25 protein-coding genes are annotated in these 26157 nt (G+C 64.1%); 6 read left to right on the forward strand and 19 right to left on the reverse strand.

Annotation, left to right across the window (positions count from 1 at the left end; genetic code table 11):
* Positions 1–39 precede the first annotated feature (39 nt).
* The 14 genes from ureC to PAN31117_RS00395 all read right to left on the reverse strand — a co-directional run bounded on the left by ureC (position 40) and on the right by PAN31117_RS00395 (position 12482).
* Entirely contained in the window at positions 40–1740 is a 1701-nt protein-coding gene (ureC, locus tag PAN31117_RS00330) for an urease subunit alpha (protein ID WP_150736454.1), read from the reverse strand.
* On the reverse strand, positions 1737–2042 hold the full coding sequence (locus PAN31117_RS00335; protein ID WP_039394909.1) for an urease subunit beta: 306 nt from the start codon (positions 2040–2042) through the stop codon (positions 1737–1739). Before PAN31117_RS00335 ends, ureC begins: the two co-directional genes overlap by 4 nt.
* Before the next feature lie 28 nt (positions 2043–2070).
* Complete coding sequence (locus PAN31117_RS00340; protein ID WP_150736895.1) at positions 2071–2646, reverse strand: HupE/UreJ family protein; 576 nt, start codon at positions 2644–2646, stop codon at positions 2071–2073.
* A 178-nt stretch (positions 2647–2824) separates the two neighbouring features.
* Positions 2825–3127: an urease subunit gamma gene (locus PAN31117_RS00345; RefSeq protein WP_039394912.1), complete on the reverse strand. Its 303-nt coding sequence runs from the start codon at positions 3125–3127 to the stop codon at positions 2825–2827.
* 46 nt (positions 3128–3173) lie between these two features.
* A complete protein-coding gene (locus tag PAN31117_RS00350) occupies positions 3174–3896 on the reverse strand; it encodes an amino acid ABC transporter ATP-binding protein (RefSeq protein WP_150736455.1) in 723 nt (240 codons plus the stop codon).
* Positions 3883–4533: an amino acid ABC transporter permease gene (locus tag PAN31117_RS00355; RefSeq protein ID WP_150736456.1), complete on the reverse strand. Its 651-nt coding sequence runs from the start codon at positions 4531–4533 to the stop codon at positions 3883–3885. Before PAN31117_RS00355 ends, PAN31117_RS00350 begins: the two co-directional genes overlap by 14 nt.
* Positions 4530–5210 carry an amino acid ABC transporter permease gene (locus PAN31117_RS00360; protein WP_150736457.1) on the reverse strand — a complete coding sequence of 227 codons (681 nt, stop codon included), beginning with the start codon at positions 5208–5210 and terminating at the stop codon, positions 4530–4532. Before PAN31117_RS00360 ends, PAN31117_RS00355 begins: the two co-directional genes overlap by 4 nt.
* A gap of 266 nt (positions 5211–5476) precedes the next feature.
* Entirely contained in the window at positions 5477–6319 is an 843-nt protein-coding gene (locus tag PAN31117_RS00365) for an urease accessory protein UreD (RefSeq protein WP_150736458.1), read from the reverse strand.
* Positions 6319–7020 (reverse strand): urea ABC transporter ATP-binding subunit UrtE, encoded by a 702-nt coding sequence (gene urtE / locus PAN31117_RS00370; RefSeq protein WP_150736459.1) that lies wholly within the window; start codon positions 7018–7020, stop codon positions 6319–6321. The genes PAN31117_RS00365 and urtE overlap by 1 nt, the downstream gene beginning before the upstream one ends.
* A 2-nt stretch (positions 7021–7022) precedes the next feature.
* Positions 7023–7889 carry an urea ABC transporter ATP-binding protein UrtD gene (gene urtD, locus PAN31117_RS00375; protein WP_150660928.1) on the reverse strand — a complete coding sequence of 289 codons (867 nt, stop codon included), beginning with the start codon at positions 7887–7889 and terminating at the stop codon, positions 7023–7025.
* Positions 7886–9088 carry an urea ABC transporter permease subunit UrtC gene (gene urtC / locus PAN31117_RS00380; protein WP_150736460.1) on the reverse strand — a complete coding sequence of 401 codons (1203 nt, stop codon included), beginning with the start codon at positions 9086–9088 and terminating at the stop codon, positions 7886–7888. The genes urtD and urtC overlap by 4 nt, the downstream gene beginning before the upstream one ends.
* Positions 9089–10711, reverse strand: coding sequence for an urea ABC transporter permease subunit UrtB (gene urtB / locus PAN31117_RS00385; RefSeq protein ID WP_150736461.1), 1623 nt, complete (start codon positions 10709–10711; stop codon positions 9089–9091).
* 62 nt (positions 10712–10773) lie between these two features.
* Positions 10774–11970, reverse strand: coding sequence for an urea ABC transporter substrate-binding protein (gene urtA / locus PAN31117_RS00390; protein ID WP_370855713.1), 1197 nt, complete (start codon positions 11968–11970; stop codon positions 10774–10776).
* Between the two features lie 299 nt (positions 11971–12269).
* Positions 12270–12482 carry a DUF1059 domain-containing protein gene (locus PAN31117_RS00395; RefSeq protein WP_150736463.1) on the reverse strand — a complete coding sequence of 71 codons (213 nt, stop codon included), beginning with the start codon at positions 12480–12482 and terminating at the stop codon, positions 12270–12272.
* A 301-nt stretch (positions 12483–12783) separates the two neighbouring features.
* Here PAN31117_RS00395 and PAN31117_RS00400 point away from each other — a divergent pair, with 301 nt between their 5' ends.
* From PAN31117_RS00400 to PAN31117_RS00410, 3 genes are all read left to right on the forward strand, one after another.
* On the forward strand, positions 12784–14055 hold the full coding sequence (locus tag PAN31117_RS00400) for an MFS transporter (RefSeq protein WP_150736464.1): 1272 nt from the start codon (positions 12784–12786) through the stop codon (positions 14053–14055).
* Between the two features lie 16 nt (positions 14056–14071).
* Positions 14072–15058 carry a GlxA family transcriptional regulator gene (locus PAN31117_RS00405; RefSeq protein WP_150736465.1) on the forward strand — a complete coding sequence of 329 codons (987 nt, stop codon included), beginning with the start codon at positions 14072–14074 and terminating at the stop codon, positions 15056–15058.
* 148 nt (positions 15059–15206) lie between these two features.
* Positions 15207–16157, forward strand: coding sequence for a hypothetical protein (locus PAN31117_RS00410; protein WP_150736466.1), 951 nt, complete (start codon positions 15207–15209; stop codon positions 16155–16157).
* Positions 16158–16161: 4 nt separating this feature from the next.
* Here the strand turns inward: PAN31117_RS00410 and PAN31117_RS00415 are convergent, their stop codons facing one another.
* The gene (locus PAN31117_RS00415) at positions 16162–17610 is read right to left on the reverse strand and encodes an aminotransferase-like domain-containing protein (protein WP_150736467.1); all 1449 of its coding nucleotides are present in this window, start codon (positions 17608–17610) and stop codon (positions 16162–16164) included.
* Between the two features lie 329 nt (positions 17611–17939).
* Here PAN31117_RS00415 and aptA point away from each other — a divergent pair, with 329 nt between their 5' ends.
* Both aptA and PAN31117_RS00425 read left to right on the forward strand, forming a co-directional pair.
* Positions 17940–19268, forward strand: a complete 1329-nt coding sequence (aptA, locus tag PAN31117_RS00420; RefSeq protein ID WP_150663971.1) for an omega-aminotransferase AptA — start codon at positions 17940–17942, stop codon at positions 19266–19268.
* Positions 19269–19330: 62 nt separating this feature from the next.
* Positions 19331–20857: a CoA-acylating methylmalonate-semialdehyde dehydrogenase gene (locus tag PAN31117_RS00425; protein ID WP_150736468.1), complete on the forward strand. Its 1527-nt coding sequence runs from the start codon at positions 19331–19333 to the stop codon at positions 20855–20857.
* Positions 20858–20943: 86 nt separating this feature from the next.
* Here PAN31117_RS00425 and pxpA read toward each other — a convergent pair whose 3' ends face one another.
* Genes pxpA through PAN31117_RS00445 form a run of 4 tightly spaced genes read right to left on the reverse strand, consistent with a single transcriptional unit; the run spans position 20944 to position 23999 of the window.
* A complete protein-coding gene (gene pxpA / locus PAN31117_RS00430) occupies positions 20944–21684 on the reverse strand; it encodes a 5-oxoprolinase subunit PxpA (RefSeq protein WP_174990787.1) in 741 nt (246 codons plus the stop codon).
* Positions 21685–21735: 51 nt separating this feature from the next.
* Positions 21736–22749 carry a 5-oxoprolinase subunit C family protein gene (locus PAN31117_RS00435; RefSeq protein ID WP_150736470.1) on the reverse strand — a complete coding sequence of 338 codons (1014 nt, stop codon included), beginning with the start codon at positions 22747–22749 and terminating at the stop codon, positions 21736–21738.
* On the reverse strand, positions 22746–23408 hold the full coding sequence (gene pxpB / locus PAN31117_RS00440) for a 5-oxoprolinase subunit PxpB (protein WP_150736471.1): 663 nt from the start codon (positions 23406–23408) through the stop codon (positions 22746–22748). Before pxpB ends, PAN31117_RS00435 begins: the two co-directional genes overlap by 4 nt.
* A 3-nt stretch (positions 23409–23411) precedes the next feature.
* Positions 23412–23999, reverse strand: a complete 588-nt coding sequence (locus tag PAN31117_RS00445) for a 5-formyltetrahydrofolate cyclo-ligase (RefSeq protein WP_246188855.1) — start codon at positions 23997–23999, stop codon at positions 23412–23414.
* A gap of 98 nt (positions 24000–24097) precedes the next feature.
* Here PAN31117_RS00445 and PAN31117_RS00450 point away from each other — a divergent pair, with 98 nt between their 5' ends.
* Positions 24098–26104 carry a lytic transglycosylase domain-containing protein gene (locus PAN31117_RS00450; protein ID WP_150736472.1) on the forward strand — a complete coding sequence of 669 codons (2007 nt, stop codon included), beginning with the start codon at positions 24098–24100 and terminating at the stop codon, positions 26102–26104.
* Positions 26105–26157: the final 53 nt, after the last annotated feature.

Consider the following 26157-nt stretch of genomic DNA (forward strand, 5'->3'; position numbering starts at 1 on the left):
TGCGGAGAGTTCGGAATCTTGCGACATGGCTCGGCGAGGTCAGAAAAGAAAGTAGCGTTGGGCCATGGGCAACACGGTGGCGGGCTCGCACGTCAGCAGTTGCCCGTCCGCGATGACCTGATAGGTCTCGGGATCGACGCTGATGTTCGGCAGCCAGTCGTTATTGATCATGTTGGCCTTGGTCACCTGCCGGATATTGCGCACCGGCACGATGCGTTTGGTCAGTCCGAAACGACCGGCCACGTCGCCATCGTACGCTGCTTGCGAGACGAACGTCAGCGACGTCCGCGCCAGCGCCCCCGCCCGCGCGCCGAACATCTCGCGGTAATGCACGGGCTGCGGCGTCGGAATCGACGCGTTCGGGTCGCCCATCAGCGCCGTCGTGATCATGCCGCCCTTGAGAATCAGCGACGGCTTCACGCCGAAGAACGCCGGTTCCCACAGCACCAGATCGGCCCATTTTCCGACTTCGATGGACCCGATTTCATGCGCCATGCCGTGCGTGATCGCCGGGTTGATGGTGTACTTCGCCACGTACCGCTTCACACGGAAGTTGTCCGACGCCGACGAGTCCGTTCCCAGCGCGCCGCGCTGCACCTTCATCTTGTGCGCCGTCTGCCAGGTGCGCATCACTACCTCCCCGACGCGCCCCATGGCCTGCGAATCCGACGAGATCATCGACAGCGCGCCGAGATCGTGGAGGATGTCTTCGGCCGCAATCGTCTCGCGACGAATGCGCGACTCGGCAAACGCAATGTCCTCTGCAATCGCCGGATCGAGGTGATGGCAGACCATTAGCATGTCGAGATGTTCGTCGAGCGTGTTGACGGTGTAAGGCCGTGTCGGATTGGTGGACGACGGCAGCACGTTCGGTTCGCCACAGACCTTCAGAATGTCCGGCGCGTGACCGCCGCCCGCACCCTCGGTGTGATAGGTGTGGATTGTGCGGCCCTTGATGGCCGCGACCGTCGCTTCGACGAAGCCGCCTTCGTTCAGCGTGTCCGTGTGAATCGCGACTTGCGTGTCGGTGGCGTCGGCCACCGAGAGGCATGCATCGATGGCCGCGGGCGTCGACCCCCAGTCCTCATGAAGCTTAAGACCAATCGCCCCGGCTTCGATCTGTTCCATCAACGGCTCGGGTTGACTGACGTTGCCCTTCCCGAGAAAGCCGAGGTTGATGGGCCAACCGTCGGCGGCCTGCAACATGCGTTCCATGTGCCACGGCCCCGGCGTGCAGGTGGTCGCGTTGGTGCCCGTCGCGGGTCCGGTGCCGCCGCCGAGCAGCGTCGTCACGCCCGACGATAGCGCTTCCTCGATCTGCTGCGGGCAGATGAAGTGAATGTGTGAATCGATGCCGCCTGCCGTGACGATCATGCCTTCACCGGCGATGACTTCCGTCGCGCCCCCGAGCGGGATCGTCACGCCGGGCTGGATGTCGGGGTTCCCGGCCTTGCCGATGCCCCAGATACGTCCGTCCTTCAGGCCGATGTCCGCCTTGACGATGCCCCAATGGTCGATGATGACGGCATTGGTAATGACGGTGTCGACGACGTCGGCGCGGGTGCGTTGCGATTGCCCCATGCCGTCGCGAATCACCTTGCCGCCGCCGAACTTCACTTCTTCGCCATAGATCGTGTAGTCACGTTCGATCTCGACGATGAGTTCCGTATCGGCCAGACGCAACCGGTCGCCCGTGGTCGGGCCAAACATTTCCGCGTAGGCGCGGCGAGAGATTTTCATAGCGCCCCCATGACGCGACCCGCGAAACCATAAACGCGGCGATCACCCGCCAGCGCCACGAGTTCTACCGTGCGTTGTTGCCCCGGTTCGAAGCGAACGGCGGTGCCGGCGGCGATGTTCAGCCGAAAGCCGCGCGCTGCTTCGCGGTCGAATTGCAGGGCGTCGTTGACTTCATAGAAGTGGAAGTGCGAGCCGATCTGGATCGGACGGTCGCCGGTGTTGGCCACGGTCACGCTGACGGTCTCACGCCCCTCGTTGAGCGTGATGTCGCCAGCGGCGGGGAGCAGTTCTCCGGGAATCATGGGCGTCTCCTGGTGGCAGCAACCGGCGTCAGGCCGCTGCTGCGAGCAGCGTCACGCCATAGGCCAGCACGCCAGCACCCAGCACGCGCGGCACCCACACCGTTCGATGGCGCAGCGCCACACCGGCAGCGATGCCGAGGCAGTGCAGCATGCCGGTCGCCACGAGGAAACCGGCCATGTAGTGCATCGCACTCGCTTCCGTGGGCAGCTCCGCGCCGTGGGCGAAACCGTGGAAGACGGCAAACGTGCCGACGACTGCTGCGCCCGCCCATCCCGGCAGTTGCGCACGCGTCGCGAGCATCAGGCCGAGGACGAGTAGCGAGACGGCGATCATCGGTTCCACGCCGGGCAGGGAGACCCAATGCATCATGCCGAGCAGGCCGCCGGCCGCGAGCATGGCGACGAAAGCGAGCGGCGCCGCCCAGACGCGTTTGGACGTCAGCGAACTCCATAGCCCCACGACGATCATTGCGCAGAGATGATCCGCGCCGGTCAGCGGGTGCAGGAAACCGGCGGCGAAGCTGCTCACGGCGTCGTGACCCGGATGCCCCGGGTGGGCCAGCGCGACACCCGATGTGGCGAGCAGCGCAAGGCCGGTCGCCATGCGGGCCATCGGGTGGCGAGCTTGTCGAGTGCTTCGGGTGCCGGTGGAGCTGGGGAGCGTAACGTGCGCGTCAGGCGTGTTTTCGAGGCGGGCCATGGGGGGCATCCTTAAAGTGCAGCGAAATGTTGTTGTCTACGGTTATCGGTGTCAGGCGAAGCGATCGATGCGTACCGTCACGTCATGGAATCGGGTGATGCACGGTGACGAGTTTGGTGCCGTCGGGAAACGTGGCTTCGACCTGAATGTCGGGAATCATCTCGGGCACGCCTTCCATGACGTCGTCACGCGTGAGCAGTGTCGTGCCGTAATGCATGAGGTCGGCGACGGTGCGTCCGTCGCGCGCGCCTTCCATCAGTGCGGCGCTGATGAACGCCACGGCTTCCGGATAGTTCAGCTTCAGGCCGCGCGCGCGCCGGCGCTCGGCCAGCAGGGCGGCGGTGAAGATGAGCAGCTTGTCTTTTTCGCGAGGAGTGAGCTTCATCGTGACGAGTGAATTTCAATGCGAAGGATGAGCGAAGGGTGGAATGTCATTGCGCGATGAACCGCTGCAATTCCGGCGTTGCGGGCTGCGTGAAGAGCTGTTCCGGATCGCCGGACTCCCAGATCTTCCCCTGATGCATGAACACCACGCGATCCGATACGTTACGCGCAAAGCGCATCTCGTGCGTGACGAGAATCAGCGTCATGCCTTCGGCGGCGAGGTCTTCCAGCACCTTGAGCACTTCCGCGACCAGTTCGGGATCAAGCGCCGAAGTGATCTCGTCGCACAGTAGCACTGACGGATGCATCGCAAGTGAACGGGCAATCGCCACGCGCTGTTGCTGACCGCCCGAGAGTTGCGACGGGTAGCTGTCGAACTTGTCGGCCAGCCCTACTTTGGCGAGCATCGTGCGAGCGACTTCACGGGCGTCGTGCTTCGTCGTCTTCTTAACGACCTTCTGCGCGAGCATCACGTTTTCGCCCGCTGTCAGATGCGGAAACAGGTTGTACTGCTGAAACACCATGCCGACCTTCAGACGCAGCGCGCGAAGATCGGTGTCGCGCGCGCCGACCAGCACGCCGTCCACGTCCACGCTACCCGCATCGAATCGCTCCAGACCGTTGAGCGTGCGCAGCAGCGTGCTCTTGCCCGAGCCGCTCTTGCCGATGATCGACACGACCTGACCACGCTCGACTTCCATGTCGATGCCTCGCAGCACGGGGTTCTCGCCGAAGCGCTTTTGCATGCCCCGGACCTTAATTAGCGACATGGAGTTTCCTTTCGAGATGGCGCGCCCACAGCGACAGCGGATAGCAGGCAACAAAATAGAGCAGCGCGACGAGGCCGTACACGGTGAACGGCTGGAACGTCGCATTGGTGAGCATGGTGCCGGTCTTGGTGAGTTCGTCGAAGCCGATGATCGACGCTAGCGCCGTGCTCTTGACGACCTGCACGGAGAAGCCGACGGTCGGCGCAATCGCGATGCGCATCGCCTGCGGCAGGATCACGTGACGCAGTTGCTCGCCGTAGCGCATCGCCAGACTGGACGATGCCTCCCACTGACCGTGCGGGATGGCGTCGACGCAGCCACGCCAGATTTCCGTCAGATAAGCGCTCGTATAGAGCGTGAGACACACTGCCGCCGCCACCCACGGCGACACTTCCAGGCCGAGCAACGGCAGCCCGAAGAACACCAGAAAGAGCTGCATGAGCAGTGGCGTGCCCTGAAACACTTCGATGTACAGCGCCACAGCGCGTGCGGCCCATTGCACGCGTCCGACACGAATCACCAGGAGTAGCAGCGCGACCAGTCCCCCGCACACGAACGCGATGGCTGAGAGCGCGAGCGTCCAGCGTCCGGCGAGGATCAATCCGCGCAGCATGTCCGCTATCGAAAACTCGATCATCGCGCGCCTCCCTTCACCATGCCGCGAAACAGTCGGCGTGCGCCGCGCATCAGCACACGACGAAGCGCGATGGCGAGCACCAGATAGAGCGCGGTGACGATCAGATAACTCTCGAAGGCCCGGAATGTGCGCGACTGCACGAAGTTGGCCGCATAGGAGAGATCGGGGACGGAGATTTGCGAGACGACGGCCGAGCCGAGCATCACGATGACGATCTGGCTGGCGAGCGCCGGGAACACTTTGGCGAATGCCTGCGGCAGGATCACGTGACGCAGTATCTGTCCGCGCGTCATGGCAAGCGAAAGACCGGCTTCGGACAGTCCGCGCGGCACGGCGCGCATGCCTGCGCGAATGATCTCGGTCGCATACGCGCCGAGGTTGAGACTCATGGCGATGATGGCGGCGCTCGTCTCGTCGATATGAATGCCGACGCTGGGCAGCCCGAAGAAGATGAAGAACAGCTGAACAATGAACGGCGTATTACGGAACAGTTCGACGTACAGTCCGGCGAAAAACCTGAACCCGTTCGGACCTTCCTCGCGCGCAGCGGCGCACAGCGCACCGAAGACCACGCCGATGACCGTCGAGACGGCCGTGAGCGCAATCGTCAGCGCGGCGCCGCGCACGAACAGCGCGAAGTACTGCCGCAGGTCGGCGAAATCAAGGACGTAGTGCATTAGGCGGCATGAGGAGAGAGGGGGATGCAAAGGATCGGCGCGTCTGGTCAGACCGGTCGATACAGTGACGTAGCAGGATTCGTGCCTGACGCTGTCGGATGGTTCGCAGGTTTGCAGGAAGTCGCGGCGGGGTCCGTCGGTCAACGAAGTGAGGGATAGCCGGAACGCCCGATGCGTTTTCGGCGCGCCCTATATTGGTGCGAAAAAGGCGGATGTCGAAGGTTCGATGCCGACGGGTTCACCGTATTGGTGCGTCGGCAAGGCCCTCACGTCGCCCAGATTCGAAGCGGCTCGGCCGGTGCCCCATGAACGATCGGACGTAGCTTCAGCCAATGCGCGATGAGCAGTTGGCGCACCGTCTCCATCTCTCGGCCGAGCGCGCGCAAGACGAGGACATTGCCGGGCAGGCACGTGATACCTGCACGGATGTCCTCGCTGAACGGCAGCCCCTCGGCCAAGGTCTCGGCCAGCTCGCGGGTACATGCCGGTCCGACCGCCCAGAGCGCCGCGAAGACGGGGAAGCTCGCGAGGCCGGTCGCGCCGGTGCGCTGAGCATCCTCCGCACCGAGCACCGCCTGTTCGGCCCACAGCAGACGATCCTGCGCGTCGCGCAGTGCGAAGTTCGAACACCAGCGGCCTTGCGTCCACTGCTCCCCCGCGGCCTGACGACCAAGCAGCGTCGCGTCCCAGCCGATGACGCTTGCGTTCTCGCCGAGCCGCACCGTCACCCGCTGACGCGCATCCGCATGCTCGAACACGATGTTCTCCAGCGGCAGCCAGTCGAGCTTTGCGCCGTCGTGCACCGTCAACGTAATGTCCTGCGTGCCAAAGCGGCCCTGCGACTTGTACCACTTGGTCGCGCCGGGCGTCGTCAGCACGGCGTGGCTGTCGCGGCCGACGTCGATATCGATGGACAACGCGTCGCCGCCCGCGATGCCACCGGGCGGATGCACGACGACCGCATGGCAGATGCCGGGGCCTTCCGGATGCAACGACTTCTGCACCACGAGCGGCCCCTGATGACGGCGCGTCGCGAGCACCGTGCGGGCGTCATGTCGCTCGAAGCCGAGCGTCAACTCGGCGTGCCAGCCGGTTTCCGTCGACGCCATCACACTGCCACCATGTGCCGCACGCCGTCGGCTTCCATGTCCTTGCCCAGCCCGCTTGCGACGATGGCGCCGCGGCTCATCACGCGATAGTGGTCGGCGAGTTCGAGTGCGAAGTCGTAGTACTGCTCGACCAGCAACACCGTCATGCCACGCTCATCGACCAGACGTCGCAGCGTGCGACCGATGTCCTTGATGATCGACGGCTGAATGCCCTCCGTCGGCTCGTCCAGAATCATCAGTTGCGGCTCGCTCATGAGCGCGCGCCCGATGGCGAGTTGCTGCTGCTGTCCACCGGACAGATCGCCGCCGCGTCGCTGCTTCATGTCGCGCAACACGGGGAACAACTCGTAGATATCGTCGGGCACGCCGCGCTTCGCTTCACGCGACGGGCGGCTCGCGGCACCGATCAGCAGATTTTCTTCGACGGTGAGGCGCGGGAAGATCTCGCGGCCTTGTGGCACGTATGCCATGCCGCTCGATACGCGCGCATAGGACGGGGCCGACGTCAGCGTTTTGCCGCGCCACGCGATGCTGCCCGACTTCACCGGCACCACGCCCATGAGGCATTTGAGGAGCGTCGTCTTGCCCACGCCGTTGCGTCCGAGCAGTACGGTGAGTTGCGCATCGGGCACCGTGAACTCGACGTTGCGCAGGATGTGACTGCCGCTGTAGAACTGATTGAGTGCGTGAATTTCCAGCATGGTCAACGTCCCAGATACGATTCGATCACGCGCTCGTCGCGTTGCACAGCGTCGAGCGTGCCTTCGGCGAGCACCCGGCCTTCGGCCATCACGGTGACGAGACCGGCCTCCCCCGCGAGCGCGGCGACGAACGCCATGTCGTGCTCGACCACCATCATCGAGCAATGTCCACGTAGACGGTTGAGCAACTCGGCCAGTTGCGCCGTCTCTTCGTCGGTCATGCCCGCGGCGGGCTCATCCAGCAACAGTAACTGCGGTTGCTGCATCAGCAACATCCCGATCTCCAGTCGTTGCTTCTGACCGTGCGACAACTGCCCCGCGCGCACATGCGCCTGATGTTCCAGATGCGTGAGCGCCAGCACTTCCTCGACACGACGTTTGATGGTCGGCGTCAGCACGGCCCATAGCGCATGGAACCATCGCTTGTCGCCCGCACACGCGAGTTCGAGATTTTCCCAGACGCTGTGATGCTCGAAGACGGTCGGCTTCTGGAACTTGCGCCCGACACCCGCCTGCGCGATGGCCGGTTCGTCCAGACGCGTGAGGTCGAGCGTCTGGCCGAGGAAGGCGCGTCCCGAGTCGGGGCGCGTCTTGCCCGTGATCACGTCCATCATCGTTGTTTTGCCTGCGCCGTTGGGGCCGATGATACAGCGCAGTTCGTCGGTCTTGATCGACAGCGAAAGATCGTTCAGCGCACGAAAGCCGTCGAACGAAACGCAGATGTTTTCCAGATACAGGATGAGGCCGTGCGACGTGTCGATTTCGCCGGGCACCACGAGGTGCGACATGCCCGTCGCGTCGCCGCTGACCGAAACGGAAGCCTGCGGCGCATCGGCCTGCTGCCAACTGATGTCGTAATCGGGTCTCATGCACGGTCTCCCGAAACGGAATGGGGCACGTCGCCTTCCGCGGCGATGGGGGCGTGGCGGTCGCGCTTGCGCGAGAGTTGCGTGACCAGACCCATCACGCCCTGCGGCAGCAGCAGCGGTACCAGCACGAACATCGCGCCGAGGAAGAACAGCCAGTATTCGGCGAAGTAAGCGGTGAAGAAGCTCTTAGCGCCGTTGACGATGAACGCACCGGCAATCGCACCGACGAGCGAGCCGCGTCCGCCGATGGCGACCCAGATCGCCATTTCGATGGAGTTGACCGGGGCCATCTCGCTCGGGTTGATGATGCCGACCTGAGGTACATAGAGCGCACCGGCAATGCCGCACAGCATGGCCGACAGCGTCCAGACGAACAGCTTGTAGCTGAGCGGACGATAGCCGAGGAACATGGCGCGGGACTCGCCATCGCGAATGGCGGTGACCACGCGTCCGAACTTGGAGACCACCAGTGCACGGCACAGCAGGAACGCGCCGACCAGAACGGCGAACGTCACCAGAAACAGTACCGTGCGTGTGTTCGCCGAGGTGATCGAGTAACCCAGAATGCGCTTGAAGTCGGTGAAGCCATTGTTGCCGCCGAAGCCGGTCTCGTTGCGATAGAACAGCAGCATGGCGGCGAACGTCAGCGCTTGCGTGATGATCGACAGATAAACGCCCTTCACTCGTGAGCGGAATGCCAGATATCCGAAGATCCATGCGACCACGCCCGGCAGCGCCACGACGAGGAACATCGCCCAAGCGAAGTGCTCGGTGCCGGTCCAGTACCACGGCAGTTCCTTCCAGTCGAGGAACACCATGAAGTCGGGCAGGTCGCTGTGATACACGCCGTCGCGCCCGATGCCGCGCATAAGGTACATCCCCATCGCATAGCCGCCGAGCGCGAAGAACAGGCCGTGCCCGAGGCTCAGAATGCCGCAGTACCCCCACACGAGATCGAGCGCCAGCGCGGCAATCGCGTAGCACATGATCTTGCCGACGAGCGTCATGGCGTACGCCGACAGATGCAACGGATGTGTGGCTGGCAACACCAGCGCACACACCGGCACGATTACCATCACGGCCAGCACGAACGCCAGCAGCACCGGAGCGACGTGTTTCGGCAACAGACGGGCGCGCGCGGGCACGTCCAGTGGCGTCGTCGGGGCGACACCTTCGGGAAGAAAGTTCGACGTCTGCATTCAGGCCTCCGCACTGCGCCCTTTGAGCGCAAACATGCCCTGCGGGCGTTTCTGGATGAACAGCACGATCAGGATCAGCACGGCAATCTTCGCGAGCACTGCGCCCCACACGGGTTCGAGCAGCTTGTTGGCGATGCCCAGACCGAATGCGCCGACGATCGTCCCCGCAAGTTGTCCCACGCCGCCCAGCACCACTGCCATGAACGAATCGATGATGTAGCTTTGACCGAGGTCCGGGCCGACGTTGCCGATCTGTGAGAGGGCGCAGCCGCCAAGACCGGCGATGCCCGCGCCGAAAGCGAAAGCGTAACTGTCGACGCGTCCCGTCTTCACGCCTACGCACGCGGCCATTGAGCGGTTCTGCGTCACGGCGCGAATGAACAGGCCGAGGCGCGTGAGATTGAGTACCGACCACGTGAGCGCCACCACAACCAGCGCGAACACCAGAATTACGATGCGGTTGTACGGCAGCATCAAGTTCGGCAGCACCGCGACGCCGCCGCTCATCCAAGACGGATTGATGACCTCGACGTTCTGCGCGCCGAACAGCGTGCGCACCGCCTGAATCAGCAACAGGCTGATGCCGAACGTGGTGAGCAGCGTCTCCAGCGGGCGCCCGTACAAATGCTTGATGACGGTGCGCTCCAGCACGAAGCCGAGCGCGGCCGCGACGACGAACGCGGCGGGCACGGCGGCGACGAGATAGAAGTCGAACGCCCCCGGCAGGAAGCGTTGGAACAGCGTCTGCACGACATAGGTGGCGTACGCTCCGACCATCAGAAACTCGCCGTGCGCCATGTTGATGACGCCGATCAGTCCATACGTAATCGCCAGCCCGAGTGCTGCGAGCAGCAGCACACTGCCGAGCGACAGTCCGGCGAACACCGTGCCGAAGAACTCGCTGCGGCGTTGTGCGGCCGCCAGTTGCGTGAGCGCGATGTCGGCGGCGCTGCGCACGGTGGCGTCGGGCTCGGCGTAGGTGCCGTCCGCCTGCTTCGCGACGATGGGCAGCAGCAGGTCGCGCATTTGTGGATCGCCAGCGGTGGCAATCAGATCGATGGCTTCACGGCGCTTCTTCGGATCGGTATCGTGCAGCGCCGACTGCGCCCAGAGCTGATCGAGACGTTTGCGCAATGCGGGATCGGTTTCCTTCTGACGCGCTTGTTCGATCAGCGTCTTGAACGCGGGCGACGGGTTCTGCAACATCGTGTCGATCGCTTGCGCGCGCGCGTCGCGATCGGGCGACAGCAGCGCACCGGCGGCGGCGGCCGTCGCAACCTTCGCACGCAGTACGTTGTTCAGTGTGAGCGACCCGGCGTCGTCGGCTTTGACCGGCGCACCCGTGATCGGATCGATGTACTTGTCGTCCTTCTGAATGGCGAGACGCTCGCCCACGGTCACGGCCGAGTCGTCGGCCAGTGCCTTGAGGAGTGCGGCCGCCTGCGGCGAACCGTCGGCGGCGAGGTGATCGATGGCTTGTGCCTTGGCGTCGAAGTCGTCGCCCGCGAGGGCAGTGAGGTCGGCGTCGGTGACGGCGGCACGTGCGGGGTGGGAGAGGGTCAGCGCAGCGCCCAGCGAAAGCAGGACAAGGGCGGCAGCGGTCCAGCGTCTTATCGTTATCATGCGAAACCTCTGCATGCGCCGGAGGGCCGTGTGCGGCTCCGGCGCAAGGAATGGAAGGAAGATCAGACCTTGTCGGGCTTGCCTTCGTTACCCGCGATGAACGGGCTCCACGGCTGGGCGCGCACCGGCGCCTTCGTCTTCCACACCACGTTGAACTGACCGTCCGGGCGGATTTCGCCGATCATCACCGGCTTGTGCAGGTGGTGATTGCCGTCCATGACCATGTCGAAGCCGTCCGGCGACTTGAACGATTGGCCGATCATGGCGGTGCGCACCTTGTCGACGTCCACGCTGCCCGCCTTCTCGACGGCCTGCTTCCACATATGCATGCCAACGTAGGTGGCTTCCATCGGGTCGTTCGTCACGCGCTTGTCGCCACCGGGCAGCCCCTTGGCCTTCACGTAGGCGAACCATTCCTTCTTGAACGCTTCGTTGGTCGGGTTCTTGACCGACATGAAGTAGTTCCACGCGGCCAGATGCCCCACGAGCGGCTTGGTGTCGATGCCGCGCAGTTCCTCTTCGCCAACGGAGAACGCGACGACCGGCACGTCCGTCGCCTTGATGCCCTGATTGCCGAGTTCCTTGTAGAACGGCACGTTCGAATCGCCGTTGATCGTCGAGATGACGGTGGTCTTGCCGCCCTGCGCGAACTGTTTGATGTTGGCGACGATGGTCTGGTAATCGCTGTGGCCGAACGGCGTGTAGACCTCCTGAATGTCCTTGTCGGCGACACCCTTCGAGTGCAGGAAGGCACGCAGGATCTTGTTGGTCGTGCGCGGATAGACGTAATCGGTGCCGAGCAGGAAGAAGCGCTTGGCGCTGCCGCCTTCCTTGCCCATCAGATACTCGACGGCCGGGATAGCCTGCTGATTCGGTGCAGCGCCCGTATAGAAGACGTTCTTCGACATCTCTTCGCCTTCGTACTGCACCGGGTAGTAGAGCAGGCCGTTGAGTTCTTCGAAAACAGGCAGCACCGACTTGCGCGACACCGACGTCCAGCAGCCGAATACGGCGGCGACTTTGTCTTTGGTGAGCAACTGACGGGCTTTCTCGGCGAAGAGCGGCCAGTTCGAGGCCGGGTCGACGACCACGGCTTCGAGCGGGCGTCCCATCACGCCGCCTTTGGCGTTGATGTCGGCAATGGTCATGAGCGCGACGTCCTTGAGCGACGTCTCCGAGATGGCCATGGTGCCCGAGAGCGAATGCAGGATACCGATCTTGATGGGCTGCTTGCTCTGCGCGAACAAGTTGGGCGCCATGCCGGTGAGCGATGCGGCGCCCGAGAGGGCCGCCATCTGGAGTAGCGTGCGTCGTTTCATGGTACGTCTTCCCCTTTCCTGGTTAGACCGGTCGATCCGGTATCGGGGAATTAACGCAAGGGTCGTGCCAGCGTCCTGCCGCTACGTGCCAGCACGTGCTGCGGCGTGCGGATGGCGTGGGGACGGGGGCGGAAGTTGGATTTGTAGGAAGCCCGCTGTGAGCGCGAGACACAGTGGTGCGGCGGCGCGCCGTATTGGTGCGCACCGACTTGGCGCGTGTCCGTTCGCTCGCGAGGGCGTTAGGCTTTGCGTGGCGATTCTACGGGGGGTGTGCCGTCGTGAAAAAGGGATGTCAGAAGCGATCGAAGTTCCGCCGAATCAGCGTGCTTGTGGACCGTGACCGCATGCTGCACGGCCGCCTCCAGCAATTCGCCTTCGGAGTCTGCGCAAAGCGCTACCGAACAGTTCATTTCGCTGGGGAATTCCCGGCAATCGATGAATTTGCGAGCCATGATGCTCTCCTCGCACAAAGGGACTGATGACGCATGCACGAACCACAGCGAGCGATGAACGCCACGCGAAGTGGTTCAAAAAGTATAGGCCGCAGGGGATGAGATGACGGTAACGAGAACGGTTTTCCCTGGGCGGTGCCGCGTCGGATGCGCACGACAGCTCGACGTGCGGGAATGCCCCGCCGGAGGGCGTCCGACATGCTGCTATGGCATTTTTTGATGCATGATTGGCATTCGTGCCAAATTGGCTGACGGCAAGATGACGGCGACTGAAGACTTCTCACTCACTCGACATCACACCATGACCGATACCGTTGCCGGGCGCACCGCGCCACCTTCCGAGCCTGCCGAACACCAGCGTCGTCGACTGGGCCGACGCTATGCCGCCGTACTCGCTGCCTGTCAGGCGCTCTATACGGCGGCGTTGTCCGTCGACCTCACGCTGACCGGCCTCGTCGGCTACATGCTGGCGTCCGACAAGGGCTATGCGACGCTGCCGTTCTCGCTCATTACCGTCGCGTCGGCGATTACGACAATCTTCGCGTCGATGCTGATTCAGCGCTTCGGCCAGCGGCTCGGCTTCGCGCTAGGCGCGCTGTTCGGCACCGTGGGTGGTCTGGTGTCGGTGATGGCGATCTACGAGAAGCACTTCGCGATGTTCTGCGCGGGGACGGCTTGCGTGGGCGTGTTTCAGGCGTTTGCGCGGTACTACCGGCTCGCGGCGGCGGACGTCGTGCCTGTCGAAGACAAGCCGCGCGCCATCTCGGTCGTGCTCACGGGCGGCGTGCTGGCGGCCATGATCGGACCGGCGCTCGCGGCGGGCAGCAAGGACTGGCTCGCACCGGTGACGTTCGCCGGATCGTATCTCGTGGTGACGATCCTCTCGGGCATCTCGTTGCTGTTGCTCGTCGGCTTCCTGCGCGACTTACCGGTGCACGCAGCGGGCGGGACGGCGGGCAGTGCGGCGGAACTCCCCGCGCGTCCGCTGGGCGAGATCATGCGCCAGCCGATCTACGTCGCAGCGCTTGCGAACAATCTGATCGGCTTCATGGTGATGATGTTCGTGATGACGGCGACGCCGATTGCCGCAGTCGCGTGCGGCCACAGCATCGACGACGGCGCACACATCATCGAGTGGCATCTGGTCGGCATGTACGCGCCGTCGTTTTTCTCCGGTCATCTGGTGAAGCGCTGGGGGGTGGTGCCGGTGCTGCTGCTCGGCATCGGTATGTCGGCGCTATGTGGTGTCCTCGCGCTGATGTCGACGAGTCTCGCGTACTTCTATGCGGCGCTGGCGTTTCTCGGCGTCGGCTGGAACTTCATGTTCGTGGGCGGCACGACGTTGCTCACGATGTCGTACCGTCCGGCCGAGCGCGCGCGTGCGCAAGCCGCGAACGAATTCATCACCTTTGCGGGCACTGCGCTGGCGAGTCTGTTCGCCGGGCAATTGCTGGCGCGTTTCGGCTGGGCCACGATCAATCAGGCGACGTTCCCGTTGCTGACGATCGCGGCGCTGGCGACCGTGTGGTACGCCGTCGATGCGAAGCGCCGTCCGGCGCACGCGACGGCTTGATATTGATACGTTCACCATGAACCAACCTCGTCTCGTCGCGTTTCTTCTCGTGCCGCCGTTCGTTCTGCTGGATCTGGCGGGGCCGCTCGATGCGTTTCACGCCGTCATCCGCAACTTAACGGAGCAGGGGCAGGACGCGCCCTACAAGACCGTGGTCGTGTCGGAGCATGGCGGTCCGGTGGAGACGGGGTCGGGCATTACGCTGCACACGGAGCCGATGCGGGCGCTGGATACGATGCAAGTCGACACGCTGATCGCAGTGGGCGGCGCGGTCGCGCATCGTCCGGCGGTGCCGGGGCCGGTGGGTGACTGGTTGCGCGATTACGCACCGCGCGTGAGGCGCGTGTGTTCGGTGTGCGTGGGCGCATTCGTGCTCGCTTCGGCAGGGTTGCTCAATGGGCGTCGCGCGACGACGCATTGGCTGGATACGGCGATGTTGCAGGCGTGCTATCCGGAGGTGCTGGTCGAGTCCGATCCGATTTATGTGCGTGAGGATCCGGTGTGGACGTCGGCCGGGATCACAGCGGGCATCGATCTTGGGCTGGCGTTGATCGAAGACGATTGCGGCGTGGATGTCGCGTTACAGGCGGCGCGTCGGCTGGTGGTGTTTCTCAAGCGCGCAGGCGGACAGTCGCAGTTCAGTCCGCCGTTGCAGGAGCAGGTCGCGGCGGGTGCACCGTTCGGCGATCTGCATGCGTGGATGTCCGAGCGGCTGGACGGCGATCTGTCGGTGATGCGGCTGGCGGAGCAGGCGAACATGAGTCCGAGAACGTTCGCGCGCAGCTATCTCGCGCGTACGGGGTCGACACCGGCAAAGGCGGTGGAACGTATGCGTCTGGAGGCGGCGCGCTTCGCATTGCTCGATTCGGACGCGTCGCTCAAACGCATCGCCGCGCGCGTCGGTTTCGGCGACGAGCAGAACTTGCGCCGCGCGTTTCAACGTCAGTACGGCGTGACGCCGGTGGCGTATCGGGAACGGTTTGGGGTGGGGTGTGAGGCCTAGGGACTCGAGGATCATCGGCCGAATGTGACCGTTGGCGCTTCAGTCGCCAATTGCAGGAGCAATTTCGGAATCATCCGATTTCGGAATGCCGAAGGCTCGTTGATACTTCACAGATCGTGAATATCACCTCGCCGGATTCGCCGCTTTCATGCCTGCCAAGCAACTCGCACAATTCGTTTTCTCTTCACTTCTTTCGCTGATATGCTCGCTGCCGCAATTCGCTTACGCTAGTTCAGCGCGGTGCAGTGATATGTGGCCGATCGTTAGGCCCGTGTTTGCGTCAACGATTCAGTACGGCAACGCGGAGCGAAAGAGCGATCCGTTCATTACGGTATCGATCAATAATCAGCCAGCTCGGATGCTACTCGATTCGGGGTCGAATCGTCATGTCATTTGGGATCCACGCTTCGTCTCCAAAGGAGCCGCGCCTAACACTGGTAGCCATGTCCTGAACGCAATCGCGTCCTCTGCGCCTGCACGTCAACGCGTTATCGAGTTGGAGGATGATGAGCGGCGCAGCACGGTCCAGACGATCTACGAAATTGATGAGACGCCTTTGATGGCAGAGGGCTTCTCGGGGATTATCAGTCCACAGTACCTGGCCGGTGGCCACGTGTCGGTAATGAACTTCAAGGACGATTGCTTTTTTGTTGGCAGACGCTTCGAGCCGGAGGTCCTTGGGAAGATTCGAGTTGACGACGGAAGCGCTTTACCCAATATCCATCACGTGATGGCGATTCCTGTGGGATTTAAGGCCGCGCGCATCCCCATGCTTGTCGATTCGGGCGCATACGCGACAACGCTACCGCTATCGATGATCAGCGGCGAAGCGGTCGGCGAGGCTCGACGCAGATCTGTCGATTTGTTGGGGCGCGAGATCGAAAGCGACGGTCGCCTGCGACTCGTTGACCTGACGATTAATGGGCAACTGATCTCGCGGCATCCGGTTGCATCGCAAGATGTTCCGCGACAAGGTGGCGTAGCCAGCCTTGGCGCCATTGGCATGGCTGTCCTAAAGAACCGCATCGTGTTTTACGACAACGAGCGTCATCGATTTGCCTTGCTGGTTCCGTGGGCGAAAGCGGACACAGAGCGTTAGTAAATCAAGCCGCCAACTTCCCCGCTGCAGCCTTATCCAGAAATCGGAACAGACGCGCATCGTCCGAGTACGCGACGTTGAAGCGGAACCAGTGGCAGGGTTCGTTGTGGGCGAGGAAGAACTCACCCGGGGCGAGCATGATGCTCTCCAGGAGTGCCGCTTCTGCCAGTTCGCGGGCGGGTTGCGTCGCATCCGGCAAGCTGCCGCACACGAACATGCCGCCTTCCGGCTGCGCGAGCAGCGTCACGCCGTGCGATTGCAACTGGGTGATGAGACGGGCACGTGAGCGCGTCAGTCGATCCGACAGACGTTCGATGTGCTTGCGGTGGCGTCCCTCGGTGAGAATCGCGTGCACGATACGTTCGTTGATCTCCGACGACGTAAGGCCCGCTACCATCTTGCTGCGCGCGATCTCGTGCGCCAGATCGCGCGAACACGCCAGATACCCCACCCGCACCGACGGCGAGATCGTCTTCGAAAAGCTGGAGACGTAGATCACACGCGACAAGCCGTCCATCGCCGCCAACGACGGTGTGCCCGCCGGGGCAAGCTCGCGATAGATGTCGTCTTCGACGATCCAGAAGCCATGCTGCTCGGCGTACTGCAAGATGCGATGCGCCGATGCCGGTGTGAGCGACGTGCCCAACGGGTTTTGCAACGCCGGATTCACGAACAGCGCGCGCGGACGATGCGTCTGCGCCGCCTGCTCCAGCGCCGCGAGGTCCAGCCCGGCTTCGGTGCGGGGGATGCCCACGACGTTCAGTCCCGCCAGACGCAACACCGCCAGCAGATTGCAATACGCCGGGGCTTCGACCAGCACTGTGTCGCCCGGCTTGAGCAACGTGCGCACCACAAGATCCAGTGCCTGCGTGGCACCGTGCGTGAGCACGATCTGCTCGGGCGGCGCGTCGATGGACAACTCCCCAAGGCGGCGCGCGAGCCACTGACGCAACGGTCCATAACCGTGCGGATGCCCATAGTGCGCAAAATGCGCGCCCGGTCCCTTCGACAGCGAACGCAGCGCGCCATGCAGACCGTCCTCGTCGAGCCAACTGTCGGGGAGCCAACCGCAGCCGCTTTTCACCGCAATGGAATCGTCCGCAAAGATCTCCGAGAGCAACCAGGCGTTGGTGACTTCGCTCGCGGCGGCCCCCATCGACAGACTCCCGCCGGGGTTGGCCGAACCGGCCTCGCGCGCGTCCGCTGCCCCCGCCACGAAGAACCCCGCACCGCGCCGGGCCACGAGCGTGCCGTGCGCGACGAGACGGTCATACGCCTCCACCACCGTGAATGTGCTGATGCCGTGCGCCTTCGCCAGTGACCGGATCGACGGCATGCGCATGCCCGCGTGCAACGTCTGACGCTGCAACGCTCGCTCGACCTCCCGCACGATCTGGTCGACGAGGGCTTCGGGTTGCGCGCGGTTCAGGGTAAAGGCGAGCGGCTGGACCATGGTGGGACGAAAGTGCTGATAAGGATGGCGGGCAAGTGCGCGAAATAGTCACGCGATCGAACACTCAACCTGCGGTGTACGGGTAAATCCCGAGCGGCATGACATCCGGCCCCGGCCCACGTGGCACGGGGCGGGCGGGTGTCTGCTCCATCGGCTGTTGCCAATACAGTTGAGGCAATTGACCGATACAGAATAACCATTTTACGGGTGACTGTACATGTCTGTACCGGTTCACCTCTCGTAGCATCCATCCCATCCACCCGTGGAGCGGCTTCGCGTCGCCAACCCGGGACCTCCTGACCGTGACATGCCCCTGGGGAGACCTCGCGATGAACATGAAAGACCTGAATCTCGATATGACGGCGTTCTGGATGCCGTTCACCAACAACCGTCAGTTCAAAAGCTCGCCGCGCCTGTTGGTCAAGGCCGAAGGCATGCACTACACGTCGTCGGACAATCGTCAGATTCTCGACGGCACCGCCGGTCTCTGGTGCGTGAACGCCGGGCACTGCCGCACCGAGATCGTCGAAGCGATCCGTCAGCAGGCCGGTGAGATGGACTTCGCACCGACGTTCCAGATGGGGCATCCGAAAGCGTTCGAAGCGGCCGCCAAGATCGCCGAGATCACCCCGCAGGGCCTCGACCGCGTGTTCTTCACGAACTCGGGGTCGGAGTCGGTCGACACCGCACTCAAGATCGCGCTCGCCTATCATCGCGCGCGCGGCGAAGGCCAGCGTACGCGCCTCATCGGTCGTGAGCGCGGCTATCACGGCGTGGGCTTCGGCGGCATCTCGGTCGGCGGCATTTCGCCGAACCGCAAGGCGTATTCCGGCCAGTTGCTGCCTGCCGTCGACCATCTCCCGCACACGCTCAACATCAAGGAAGCTGCCTTCACCAAGGGACAGCCCACGTGGGGTGCGCATCTGGCCGACGAACTGGAGCGCATCGTCACGCTGCACGACGCGTCAACCATCGCCGCCGTGATCGTCGAGCCGCTGGCGGGGTCCACCGGCGTGCTGGTGCCGCCGCAAGGCTATCTGCAAAAGCTGCGCGAGATCTGCGACAAACACGGCATCCTGCTGATTTTCGACGAAGTCATCACCGGCCTTGGTCGCCTCGGCAAGCCGTTCGCAGCGCAGTACTTCGGTGTGACGCCGGACATCATCACGATGGCCAAGGGCGTGAACAATGCCGCCGTGCCGATGGGGGCCGTCGCTGTGAAGACGTCCGTGCACGACACCATCGTCGACGCCGGTAACACGGGTGCCATCGAGTTCTTCCACGGCTACACGTACTCGGGGCACCCGCTGGCGGCCGCCGCTGCCTGCGCTGCGCTCGACGTCTACAAAAACGACGGCCTGTTCGAGCGTGCCGCCAAGCTCGCCCCGCACTTCGAAAAGTCGATCCACGGTTTGCGCGACCTGCCGAACGTCGTCGACATTCGCAACCTCGGCATGGTCGGCGGCATCGAGCTGTCGACGCGCGACGGCAAGCCCGGCGCACGTGCGCACGAGATCTTCGTCAAGTGCTTCGAGAAGGGCGCGCTGATCCGTTACACCGGCGACATTCTCGCGTTCTCGCCGCCGCTCATCATCAGCGAAGCGCAGATCGACGAGTTGTTCGGCATCGTCGCGGAAGCGATCCGCGAGACGGCGTAAGGCAACACCCGCGCGACACCCGTCAGCACAAACGAATTCACGCAGGATTTACGGAAATCGACATGAACCAACGAGTCAGCACCGAACGTATCGAGCATTGGATTGGCGGCGCAAGCGTCGCGTCGGGCGAAGCCGAACTGCGCTTTGGCGAAGTGACGAACCCGGCCACCGGCGAAGTGATTCGCCAGGTGGCGCTGGGCGGTGCGAAGGATGTCGCTGCGGCAGTCGCCGCCGCGCGTGCCGCGCTGCCGGGCTGGCGCGCCACGCCGCCGATGAAGCGCGCTCGCGTGATGATGAAGTACCGCGAACTGCTTGAGACGAACCGCGAAGCCCTCGTGCAACTGATCACGCAGGAACACGGCAAGACGCTCGACGACGCCCGTGGCGAGGTCACGCGCGGCATCGAAGTGGTCGAGTTCGCCATCGGTATCCCGCATCTGCTCAAGGGCGAGATCGCGCCGCAGGTCGGCACCGGCGTCGACACGTACTCGATCCATCAGCCGGTGGGTGTCTGCGCGGGCATCACCCCGTTCAACTTCCCGGCCATGGTGCCGCTGTGGATGTTCCCGATGGCCGTAGCGTGCGGCAACACGTTCGTGCTCAAGCCGTCGGAGAAGGTACCGTCGGCGGCGCTGCTGCTGGTGCGTCTGGCTAAGGACGCCGGTCTGCCCGATGGCGTGCTGAACGTAGTGAACGGCGATAAGGCAGCCGTCGATGCGCTGCTCACGCACCCGGACGTGAACGCGGTGTCGTTCGTCGGCTCCACGCCGATTGCGCAGTACATCTACAGCACGGCGTCGGCGCACGGCAAGCGCGTGCAGGCGCTCGGCGGCGCGAAGAACCACGGCGTGGTGATGCCGGATGCCGATCTCGATTTCACCGTCGACGCACTGATCGGCGCCGCTTACGGTTCGGCCGGTGAGCGTTGCATGGCGATCTCGGTGGCCGTCGCAGTGGGCGACGTGGCCGACCAACTGGTGGCCCGTCTCGCGCAAGCCGCGAAGGCGCTGCCGGTCGGCGATGGCACCGACCCCGTCGCGCAAATGGGACCGCTCATCACGCGTGTGCATTGCGATAAGGTGAAGGGCTTCGTCGATGCCGGTGTGGACGAAGGCGCGAAGCTCGTGGTGGACGGTCGTGGCCTGAAGGTCGCTCAGCGCGACGACGGCTTCTTCATCGGTCCGTGCCTGTTCGATAACGTCACGCCGGAAATGTCGATCTATCGCAACGAGATCTTCGGTCCGGTGCTGTCGGTCGTGCGTGTGAACACGCTGGAAGAGGCGATTGCGCTCATCAACCGCAATCCGTATGCGAACGGCACGGCGGTGTTTACGACATCGGGCGGTGCTGCGCGTCGCTTCGAAGACGAAATCGAAGTCGGCATGGTCGGCGTGAACGTGCCGATCCCGGTGCCGGTCTCGTACTTCTCGTTCGGTGGCTGGCGCAATTCGCTGTTCGGCGATCAGCATATCTACGGGCCGGAGTCGGTGCGCTTCTACACGCGCTCGAAGGTGGTCACGCGCCGCTGGTCGGAAGGGCGTCCGGCGAATGCCACGTCGTCGCTCGTCATGCCGACGCTCGGTCAGTAAGCTGTCAACTTTAGCGCCATGCAAAAACGCCGTCCCGGGATGCCCGGCGACGGCGTTTTTTTCGTCGACGATGATCGTGTGAGGTGTCAGCGCACCGGCGCAATTTCGATGCCTTCGTCTAGCAGGAAACTGCGGATGCGCTGTGCGAATTCGAGCGCGTGTTCGCCGTCGCCATGCAGACAGACGGTCTGCGCATGGATCGGGACGAGCGTGCCGTCGATGGCGCGCACGCGCTGCGCCTGCACCATCATCAGCGTTTGTGCGAGAGCGTCCTCTTCGCGCTCGATCAGTGCGCCGGGGGTGCCGCGTTTGACCAGCGAGCCATCCGGGTTGTAGCCACGGTCGGCAAACACTTCCTCGACGGCATGCATGCCGGCCGCGCGCGCCGCCTTCACGAGTTCGCCACCCGCCAGACCGTAGATGGCGAGATCGGTATCGAAAGCGCGAATCGCTTCGACCAGCGTTTCGGCCAGCGCGGGGTCGCGCGCCGCCTGATTGTAGAGCGCCCCGTGCGGCTTGACGTGCGTGAGCCAGCCGCCCTGCGCGCGCACCATCGCCGCGAGCGCGCCGATCTGATAGAGCATGCCCGCGCGGATTTCGTCGAGCGGGAGCTGCATTTCGGTGCGTCCGAAATTCTCGCGGTCGGGGAAGCTGGGGTGTGCGCCGATGGCCACACCGTTCTCCAGCGCCCAGCGCACCACTTGCTGCATCGTGCCGGCGTCGCCCGCATGCCAGCCGCACGCCACATTGGCCGAGCTGACTAACGCGAGCAGCGCTTCGTCGTAATCGCAACCTTCTCCGAGGTCGACGTTCAGGTCGATCTTCATCATGCGTTCTCCTGCGGGGACAGCCTGTCCTGCGTGTTCAAGTCTGCGTATTCAAGTGCGTTTGCGCGTAATGGCGGCCACCTTCGGCGTACTCAGAATGCCTCGGTCGTGCCACGCGAGTGCGCGTTCGATCTGATCAAGATAGCGCAGTTGCTCGCGCAGCGCTTCACGCGCCTCTGCGGCAGTGCATTCCGAAAAGTACAGCGTGCTGCCGAGCCGTGCCTGCCCGAGCCGCCAGAGATCGGCCGTGATCACCGTGCCGATCTTCGGGTAGCCGCCAGTCGTTTGCGCGTCGGCCAGCAGAATGATCGGCTGTCCCGACGGAGGCACCTGAATCACGCCGGGCAACACGCCGTGTGAGAGCAGGTCGTGCATGCGGTTCTTCTTGCGCGCGAGCGCCTCCGGCCCGGACAGGCGATAACCCATGCGGTTGCTGTTCGGCGTGACCTGCCACGGGTTCTCCCAGAAGCTTTTGTGCGTGACGGACGTGAAGTCGTCGTACTCCGGACCGGGCAACACGCGCACGCGATGCGCGAGCGGGTCGGACAGCCACAGCGGCGGGCGCACGCCCAGCGGCTCAGCTTTGCGTGCGGCGGGGCTCGGATGTCCGATGGCGATGCGATCGCCGTCGTGCAGGGCGCGACCCTCGAAGCCGCCGAAGCCACCGTTCAGATCGGTGCTGCGCGAGCCGAGTGTTTCCGGCACGTCGATGCCACCGGCCACGGCCAGATAGGTTCGCATGCCGAAGCGCGAGGGGCGCAACGTCAGCGTCTGGCCTTTGGCAACGGGGAAACGCCACCACGACCACACGGGGGCGCCGTCGAGATCGGCGTGGCAGTCCGCGCCGGTCAGCGCGACGAGGGTGGCCGACGTGAATCGCATCACACACGTCCCCATCGTGATTTCGAGGGTGGCGGTGTTCTGGTCGTTGCCCACGAGCCGGTTGGCGACGGCGCAGGCGAGCGGGTCGAGGGCGCCGCCGCTGGCGACGCCGAACGCACGCTGGCGGGTTCGGCCCAGGTCCTGAACGGTAGTGAGCAGGCCGGCACGCTGGATGTCGATCACAGGTCGAGACTCGCGATAGTGAAGTGCACACGGTCGCCCGGCGCCAGCAGGGCGGGGGGTGTCGCAGCGGGGTCGAACAGGGCGCTGGTGGCGTGGCCGATGATCTGCCAGCCGCCCGGCGAGTTGAGCGGATAGATACCGGTCTGATTGCCGCCGATGCCGACCGAACCAGCGGGCACGGACAACCGCGGCTCTGCGCGGCGCGGTGCGGCAATCGAATCGTCCAATCCGCCCAGATAGGCGAAGCCCGGTTGGAAGCCGAGGAAGTAGACGATGTACTCCGGTGCGGTGTGGCGTTGCACGACCGTCTTCGGTTGCAGGCGCGCGTGTTTGGCGACTTCCGCGAGATCGGGGCCGTGTTGGCCGCCGTAGTGGACGGGAATCTCGATGTCGCGTCCGACTTCCCCTGCACACGGCTGCGTCTGCCAGGCATCGCGCAACCGATCGCTCAGCACGTCGATATCGGTCGCGAGCGGATCGAAGAGCAGCGTGAGGTTGTTCATGCCGGGCACGACTTCACGCACGTCGGGCCAGTCGCGGGCCAGCGTCGCCACATGCCAGACTCGGCGCTGCGTGGCGAGATTGGCCGACGTCGGGCTGGTGCCCGCTTCACACACGAGCGCGCTGTCGCCGAGCGGCAGGATCTTGAGCGTTGTCATGAATTAGCGTGGGTTGCCGAGAGGGCGAGCGTAGGTGGCCGATTCCGTCACGATGGCGTCGAGCGCCAGGTCGTGCGCTTCGGCGCTGAGGTCCTGAACTTCGAGAAGGTCGTAGGCGATGCCGAGCGTTTGCGGAGCGGGCTTCATCGCATGCAGGGTGCGGTCGTAGAAGCCGCCGCCGTAGCCGAGGCGCAGGCCGTCCCGCGTAAAGCCGACACAGGGCACCAGCAGCAGGTCAGGAACCCGCACTTCCGTGTCGCGCGGGACGGGAATGCGGTAGCGGCCTTCCATCATTGGGGTGTCGGGCGTCCAGCGATGGAAGACCAGCGGGGTGGCCGGTGCGGTGACGACCGGCAGGGCGGCGAATCTGGGGGTATCAGGTGACGCAGCGGCCAGCCATGAAGCGACGACGTCGCGAGCGTCGAATTCATCCTGAATGGGCCAGTAGAAGCCGATGCAGCGCGGGGCGCGGCGCGAAAGTTCTTCGGCCAGCCGGGTGGCGAGTGCGGCGTCACGCTCGGCGCGTGCGTCGAGGGTGCTGCGGGCGTTGAGCAGCGTACGGCGCAGTAAGGCCTTCGGGCGTGCGTTCACAGACGTTGCGTCCGCCCCATTTCCAGACGTCTGAGCCGCCGATTGGGCGGGGTCCCGTGCTATGCTTGAATTCACTTTTTACCCGACGCTCCACGAAGATGTCCGAACGTTTGACCCGAGTATATCGCGCCGCCGCGCTCGTCCTGACCGCTGCCGCGCTGGTGGCCTGCAGCACGACCCAGGCGACAGGGCGTCCCAAGGCGCAGTCGGCGGCAAGCCGCTCGGCGCCATCGGCCGACGCGCTGTCGCAGCGCTCGCCGGACGACATCTTCGTCCAACTGCGCGAAGCGGCCCGCAGCAACGACGCACCGCGCGCCGCCGCGCTCGCCGCCATGCTCACCGACTACGACGTGCCGTCGTACGTCCAGTATTTCCAGATCAAGCCGCGCATGTTCGACCGTTCGGGCAAGGCGCTGCTCGACGCACCCGACGACGATATCCGCGCCTTCTTGCGCACGTATGACGGTCAGGCCATTGCCGATCGCATGCGCAACGACTGGCTGCTCGTGCTGGGCAAGCGTCACGACTGGCGCACGTTCGACGCCGAATATCCGAAGTTCGCCCTCGACGACGACACCCAGGTCAAATGCTATGCGCTGATGTCGCGTGCCTCGCGCGGGGAGAACGTTACGCAGGCTGCCACGGATCTGCTGACCACGCCGAAGAACTACGGCGAGGGTTGCATCGACATGATCAATACGCTCGCCGCGAGCGGTCAGTTGCCGCGTCAGGAAGTCTGGCATCAGATTCGTCTGGCGTACGAGGAGAACTACACCTCGCTGGGCAAGCAGATTGCCGATGCGCTGGGTGCGGCGCGTCCGGACGACACGTTGCTCGACATGGCGGCGACGCGTCCGGCGCAGATTCTGGCGCGCGGCGTGGATGGCTCGGAGGCGTCGCGTCAACTGGCGCTGCTCGCCACCGTGCGCATGGCCCGCTCGGACGCCATGCTCGCCGCGAGTAGCTTCAGCGGTATCGCGGGCAGCCTGTCGCAAGACGAACGCGCCATCGGCTGGGGTGCGATCGGCATGCGCGGCGCGCTCTCGCAAAATCCGATGGCGATCAACTGGTACCGTCAGGCGGGCACCGCCAAGCTGTCGAACACGGCGCAGGAATGGAAGATTCGCGCGGCGTTGCGCGCGGGTGACTGGAATCTCGTGCGCACGGGCATCGAAGCGATGCCGGCTGCGTTGCGCGACGACGGTGTCTGGACTTACTGGTACGGTCGCGCGCTGCGCGAGGCCGGGCAGGGCGATGCCGCGCGTGCGCAGTTCCAGAAGATCGCGTCGCAGCCGAACTTCTACGGTCAGTTGGCGAACGAGGAACTGGGCAACAAGACGATGCTGCCGCCGCGCACGGTCGTCACCCGTGCCGAGATCGACGCCAACCGCTCGAACGCCGGTTTCCTGCGAGCCGCCAAGTTCTACGACATGGGGCTGCGCTTCGAAGGCAACCGCGAGTGGAACTGGGAATTGCGCAACATGACCGACCGTCAGTTGATCGCCGCCGCGCAGTACGCCAACGGTATCGAACTGTTCGACCGTGCGGTGAATACGGCGGATCGCACGAAGGTGGAGCACGACTTCTCGCTGCGCTATCTGATGCCGTTCCGCGACAAGGTCGATCGCTTCTCCAAGATCGTCGATCTCGACGAAGCGTGGGCGTACGGGCTGATCCGTCAGGAATCGCGTTTCATCATCAATGCCCGTTCGTCCGCCGGCGCCGGCGGCCTGATGCAGGTGATGCCTGCCACGGCGAAGATGGTCGCCAAGCAGATCGGCATCGACTACAGCCCGGGCATGATGCACGACATCGATACCAATATCCGTCTGGGTACGAGCTACCTGTCGGATATCTACAATAAGTTCGACGGCTCGGCCGTGCTCGCGTCGGCCGGTTACAACGCCGGCCCGGGACGGCCGCGCACGTGGCGCTCCACCCTGGACCGCCCGGTCGAAGGCGCGATCTTTGCTGAGACGATTCCGTTCAACGAGACGCGTCAGTATGTCGAGAACGTGTTGTCGAATACGATGTATTACTCGGCCATCATCACGGGCCGTCCGCAATCGCTCAAGGAGCGGCTCGGCGTTATCTTGCCCCAGTGACGGCCAATGGCTGTCCTCGGGGTGTGGCCGGGGCCGCGAACCCACAGTCATAA

The sequence above is a fragment of the Pandoraea anapnoica genome (genome assembly GCF_902459765.1).
In the GTDB taxonomy this organism is placed as follows: Bacteria; Pseudomonadota; Gammaproteobacteria; order Burkholderiales; family Burkholderiaceae; genus Pandoraea; species Pandoraea anapnoica.

What these genes read in the sequence shown, in the direction of transcription:
- PAN31117_RS00365 (WP_150736458.1), bottom strand. Translation starts at nt 6,319, where the DNA reads ATGGCGTCGACGGAAACCGGCTGGCACGCCGAGTTGACGCTCGGCTTC.
- PAN31117_RS00450 (WP_150736472.1), top strand. Translation starts at nt 24,098, where the DNA reads ATGTCCGAACGTTTGACCCGAGTATATCGCGCCGCCGCGCTCGTCCTG.
- urtB (WP_150736461.1), bottom strand. Translation starts at nt 10,711, where the DNA reads ATGATAACGATAAGACGCTGGACCGCTGCCGCCCTTGTCCTGCTTTCG.
- urtC (WP_150736460.1), bottom strand. Translation starts at nt 9,088, where the DNA reads ATGCAGACGTCGAACTTTCTTCCCGAAGGTGTCGCCCCGACGACGCCA.
- PAN31117_RS00405 (WP_150736465.1), top strand. Translation starts at nt 14,072, where the DNA reads ATGAACCAACCTCGTCTCGTCGCGTTTCTTCTCGTGCCGCCGTTCGTT.
- pxpB (WP_150736471.1), bottom strand. Translation starts at nt 23,408, where the DNA reads ATGACAACGCTCAAGATCCTGCCGCTCGGCGACAGCGCGCTCGTGTGT.
- PAN31117_RS00395 (WP_150736463.1), bottom strand. Translation starts at nt 12,482, where the DNA reads ATGGCTCGCAAATTCATCGATTGCCGGGAATTCCCCAGCGAAATGAAC.
- ureC (WP_150736454.1), bottom strand. Translation starts at nt 1,740, where the DNA reads ATGAAAATCTCTCGCCGCGCCTACGCGGAAATGTTTGGCCCGACCACG.
- urtD (WP_150660928.1), bottom strand. Translation starts at nt 7,889, where the DNA reads ATGAGACCCGATTACGACATCAGTTGGCAGCAGGCCGATGCGCCGCAG.
- urtA (WP_370855713.1), bottom strand. Translation starts at nt 11,970, where the DNA reads ATGGCGCCCAACTTGTTCGCGCAGAGCAAGCAGCCCATCAAGATCGGT.
- PAN31117_RS00355 (WP_150736456.1), bottom strand. Translation starts at nt 4,533, where the DNA reads ATGATCGAGTTTTCGATAGCGGACATGCTGCGCGGATTGATCCTCGCC.
- PAN31117_RS00425 (WP_150736468.1), top strand. Translation starts at nt 19,331, where the DNA reads ATGAACCAACGAGTCAGCACCGAACGTATCGAGCATTGGATTGGCGGC.
- urtE (WP_150736459.1), bottom strand. Translation starts at nt 7,020, where the DNA reads ATGCTGGAAATTCACGCACTCAATCAGTTCTACAGCGGCAGTCACATC.
- aptA (WP_150663971.1), top strand. Translation starts at nt 17,940, where the DNA reads ATGAACATGAAAGACCTGAATCTCGATATGACGGCGTTCTGGATGCCG.
- pxpA (WP_174990787.1), bottom strand. Translation starts at nt 21,684, where the DNA reads ATGAAGATCGACCTGAACGTCGACCTCGGAGAAGGTTGCGATTACGAC.
- PAN31117_RS00410 (WP_150736466.1), top strand. Translation starts at nt 15,207, where the DNA reads ATGCCTGCCAAGCAACTCGCACAATTCGTTTTCTCTTCACTTCTTTCG.
- PAN31117_RS00350 (WP_150736455.1), bottom strand. Translation starts at nt 3,896, where the DNA reads ATGTCGCTAATTAAGGTCCGGGGCATGCAAAAGCGCTTCGGCGAGAAC.
- PAN31117_RS00345 (WP_039394912.1), bottom strand. Translation starts at nt 3,127, where the DNA reads ATGAAGCTCACTCCTCGCGAAAAAGACAAGCTGCTCATCTTCACCGCC.
- PAN31117_RS00415 (WP_150736467.1), bottom strand. Translation starts at nt 17,610, where the DNA reads ATGGTCCAGCCGCTCGCCTTTACCCTGAACCGCGCGCAACCCGAAGCC.
- PAN31117_RS00335 (WP_039394909.1), bottom strand. Translation starts at nt 2,042, where the DNA reads ATGATTCCCGGAGAACTGCTCCCCGCCGCTGGCGACATCACGCTCAAC.
- PAN31117_RS00400 (WP_150736464.1), top strand. Translation starts at nt 12,784, where the DNA reads ATGACCGATACCGTTGCCGGGCGCACCGCGCCACCTTCCGAGCCTGCC.
- PAN31117_RS00360 (WP_150736457.1), bottom strand. Translation starts at nt 5,210, where the DNA reads ATGCACTACGTCCTTGATTTCGCCGACCTGCGGCAGTACTTCGCGCTG.
- PAN31117_RS00340 (WP_150736895.1), bottom strand. Translation starts at nt 2,646, where the DNA reads ATGGCGACCGGCCTTGCGCTGCTCGCCACATCGGGTGTCGCGCTGGCC.